The organism is Psychrobacter sp. HII-4, from assembly GCF_904846595.1.
Classification (GTDB): domain Bacteria; phylum Pseudomonadota; class Gammaproteobacteria; order Pseudomonadales; family Moraxellaceae; genus Psychrobacter; species Psychrobacter celer.
The window spans coordinates 1-4,085 of sequence record NZ_CAJHBJ010000071.1; the positions used below are offsets into that span (position 1 = coordinate 1).

Annotated in this window: 5 protein-coding genes; all 5 read right to left on the reverse strand. The window is 38.4% G+C overall.

The genetic code is table 11. The features are described from left to right. On the reverse strand, nt 1-242 hold a 242-nt coding region (locus JMX98_RS13505; protein ID WP_413786560.1), incomplete at its 3' end, for a bacteriophage T4 gp5 trimerisation domain-containing protein. Between the two features lie 108 nt (nt 243-350). Continuing rightward, nucleotides 351-1,286, reverse strand: a complete 936-nt coding sequence (locus JMX98_RS13510; protein ID WP_201587329.1) for a sel1 repeat family protein — start codon at nt 1,284-1,286, stop codon at nt 351-353. A 25-nt stretch (nt 1,287-1,311) separates the two neighbouring features. Beyond that, a complete protein-coding gene (locus tag JMX98_RS13515) occupies nt 1,312-2,247 on the reverse strand; it encodes a sel1 repeat family protein (protein WP_201587330.1) in 936 nt (311 codons plus the stop codon). A 25-nt stretch (nt 2,248-2,272) separates the two neighbouring features. Next, complete coding sequence (locus tag JMX98_RS13520; RefSeq protein ID WP_201587331.1) at nt 2,273-3,187, reverse strand: hypothetical protein; 915 nt, start codon at nt 3,185-3,187, stop codon at nt 2,273-2,275. Further along, a partial coding sequence (locus JMX98_RS13525; protein WP_201587333.1) for a hypothetical protein occupies nt 3,184-4,085 on the reverse strand: 902 nt, incomplete at its 5' end. The genes JMX98_RS13525 and JMX98_RS13520, both read right to left, overlap by 4 nt.

Consider the following 4,085-nt stretch of genomic DNA (forward strand, 5'->3'; position numbering starts at 1 on the left):
GTACGCTTGCCATGTACCGTCACGGTCTCATCTTTATCAATGGTGGTGGTACGGTCACGGTTGACTCTGCGAGTCTCATCGTTCTTCACCAGTGAGTTTAAATCACGCTGCGCCTGCAAGTTCACCAACTCAAAGCCAGCATCATCGTTGAACATGAGCTCATTGTAGTTCTCAAGGGGCGAGTTAAAGCTTTTGGACTTGATACCAGACTTCTTGGCCGCCTGCGGGTAGCCAGTTATCATGAAATAGTATTATTTATCATTGTAGTTTTGCTTGATAGCAATAAGGCGGCTACAAATGTTTGAACAACCACTTCATTTATAATAGTATGGAAGACTATCATTTTTATTCTACTGATGAGCATCATTCATCTGAGCCATCATCTCCAAGTAAAGTGCCTTTGCTTGCTTTAACATTTCGGGACGTAGCTCTTTCTCCATCGCTGCAATAAATCGCTTGTCCACACTGTTGAGCTCTTCTTCGTGACGTCCAGCGCGTAGCTCATTGGTGATATAAGCATAGGCTAAGACTTTAGCAATATCATCATCTAAGCTAGCCCCATATTCATCTGGGCTTAAATATATAGAAAAAAGCGCCATGGATGACTCCCAATTTTTTTCTAGCATTAAGTCTTCATTCAATAGTGTTATGCTTTGATTTATCTTTGATTTATCTTTGATATGATCTATGTATAGATATGCTAGTAAGACCCTAGACTTCCTAACATTCTGCTCGATAGCGATTTTGTTATAGTGTTCGGCTTTGTCATAGTTGGTAAGGTTCAACTCTGGATCACGGTAGATCATCATTAAAAATCTAGTGGCATCTGGAGAACCAGCTTCAAATGCCTGCTCAAGATAATCAATACTCTCATCTGTACTAAGCCGATTTTCAGCAGAAAATCGTTCTGGGTAGTTTATTTGCAGCGCGCCGACAAAGTAGCCAGCTTGCTTAATACCTAAATCAAAGGCTTTTTTATAATATAGATATGACTTTTTATGATCCTCTACTATCAAGTCATAATAGGAAGCGTAATGATAGCAAGACTGAGCGATGTGCTCGTTATCACACTCTTTTTGAAAGCGTTCGACATCCTCACTCTTTAAAAATCTTACCAACTTCGTTATTTCTTTTTCCGAGTCTAAAGTACCAAATTGAGCAATAGATACTGGCTCCGAGCGGGCAACAGACTCTATAGCGATAGTATGAGAAAACGCATAAGCTATAGTTACGTTGAATAGTAATAAAAAGGTTATTGGAGCAAACGTAACGATTTTATTTGTCATGGTATGGAATACTATCATTTTTATTCTACTGATGAGCATCATTCATCTGAGCCATCATCTCCAAGTAAAGTGCCTTTGCTTGCTTTAACGTTTCGGGAGGTAACTCTGTTTGCATGGCTGCAGCAAATCTAGTATCTACATTATTAAACCCATTCTCATTACGCCCATCACGCAAGTCGCTGCTGACATAAGCATAAGCCAAGGTTTTGACAAGGTCAGGCTCAAACGTAGCACCATATTCTTCGGGATATAAATGAATAGTCATAAGTGCTAATGCTGATTGCCAGTTCTTCTCAATCATCAAGTCATCTTGGTATAATTTAATACTTTCATTTATTTTAGATTTGTCTTTGATATCATTAACATACAAATGTGCTAATAAATATCTAGAATGGTTAACCATTTGTCTAATGGCTATTTTGTTGTAGTATTCGGCTTTGTCATAATTAGTAATGTTGAGTTCTGGATCTCTATAAGTCATCATCAGTATTCTAGTAGCATCTGGAGAGCCAGCTTCAAATGCTTGCTCAAGATAATCAATACTCTCATCTGTACTAAGCCGATTTTCAGCAGAGAATCGTTCTGGATAATTTATTTGAAAAACGCCAACAAAGTAACCAGCTTGCTTAATACCTAAATCAAAGGCTTTTTTATAATATAGATATGACTTTTTATGATCCTCTACTATCAAGTCATAATAGGAAGCGTAATGATAGCAAGACTGAGCGATGTGCTCGTTATCACACTCTTTTTGAAAGCGTTCGACATCCTCACTCTTTAAAAATCTTACCAACTTCGTTATTTCTTTTTCCGAGTCTAAAGTACCAAATTGAGCAATAGATACTGGCTCCGAGCGGGCAACAGACTCTATAGCGATAGTATGAGAAAACGCATAAGCTATAGTTACGTTGAATAGTAATAAAAAGGTTATTGGAGCAAACGTAACGATTTTATTTGTCATGGTATGGAATACTATCATTTTTATTCTACTGATGAGCATCATTCATCTGAGCCATCATCTCCAAGTAAAGTGCCTTTGCTTGCTTTAACGTTTCGGGAGGTAACTCTGTTTGCATGGCTGCAGCAAATCTAGTATCTACATTATTAAACCCATTCTCATTACGCCCATCACGCAAGTCGCTGCTGACATAAGCATAAGCCAAGGTTTTGACAAGGTCAGGCTCAAACGTAGCACCATATTCTTCGGGATATAAATGAATAGTCATAAGTGCTAATGCTGATTGCCAGTTCTTCTCAATCATCAAGTCATCTTGGTATAATTTAATACTTTCATTTATTTTAGATTTGTCTTTCATCTCATAAGTGTATAAAGAAGCTAAAAGAAATCGGGACATCTTAACGTTTTGCTCTATAGCGATCTTGTTATAGTATTCCGACTTTTTTAAATCAACACGGTTAAATTTAGGTTCGCGATATATAACTGTTAATAATCTGGTTGCATCTGGAAAGTCTGTTTTAAAAGCTTGTTCTGCATAACGGATACTTTCGCCTATAGTCAAGCGATTACTATCGTTAAAAAGCTCTGGCTGGTTCAATTGAAAACCAGCTATATAGACACCAGACTGCTCCAATCCTAAATCAAACGCTTTTATGAAATAATCATATGACTGCTTATATTCTCCTAATACTAGATTCATATATCCTGCATAGATGTAGCATGAGTCAGCATTATTTTTTGTATCGCATTCTAACTGGAGTCGTTTTGGGTTCTTTAGGTTTTTCAAATATTTTTCAAATTCAGCATCTTTTAGTTTTAGCTCTGCGTAGTCACTATTAGACTCATCATAGTTCATGTAAGCATTAGAGTTGACAGAAGCTCTATTAACAGTAGAAAACAATGAGATAGTTAAAAGTGTTAATATAAAAAAGATTTTAATCATTTCTTTTTCAACTCCTCATTTACTTGATCAAATCTATCCTTAAGGTCTTGACCAGTTTGATAGTCTTCATAAGCATTATTAGCTTTATCGATAATTGGAAATCTATTCGTAAAGGCATCTGTTGCCACTTCTTGAGCTTTGCTTTTAGCTTTATCTTGAGCAGCATTAACCCCCATTTCCCCCAATTCTTGAAAATCTTTATCAGTCGCTAAATCGAACACTGTCTTCCCCACTGCAACTCCTTTGTTGACTTGTGCAGCTGCATCAATTCCTGCACCAATAGATTGTTTAATACCATCAGCAGCCTCCCCCTTCCACCCATCTCGGACGTTTGCCATTGGGTTTTCATAACCAACGTCATCATATAGAGAAGGAGGCTGTCCTGATTTTATATCTAGTGGTCGTTGTGATACTGCATTGTTTTGCGTTGCATTGCTACGTGCACGCGCTGCTTGTGCCGCTATGTTATTCGCTTGATTTCTCTCGATTTGCGCTTTCTGAGCATTATAGTCGTTTAAATCACTATTTTTCTTCAGCGCATCTACAGCAAATTGGCCTGTTTCCGAGTTTTCGCCGTAAACTCTTGCCATTGATGCGTACTTCTCTTTATCATAATTAATTTCTGGTTCATAGCCCACAATATCAACATTATTGTGACCTAGTCCCCCCATCTTTGCAGTTGCGGCTCGATACTCAGCTTTTCTTCTGGCTTCTTTAGCTTTCTTTTTATCAAGCGTCTCAGAACGTATTGGTCTTGTCAGGTCATCTAACCCCCCACCCCCCTGATCAGGCTCACCATAAGTAGCCATATAACCTGCATTCTCAGGATAAGGCTCTCTACCGCCCCCCGCACTCGCCCCCGGCGGATTAATCAGCACATCCTTGCCAATCACCTTAT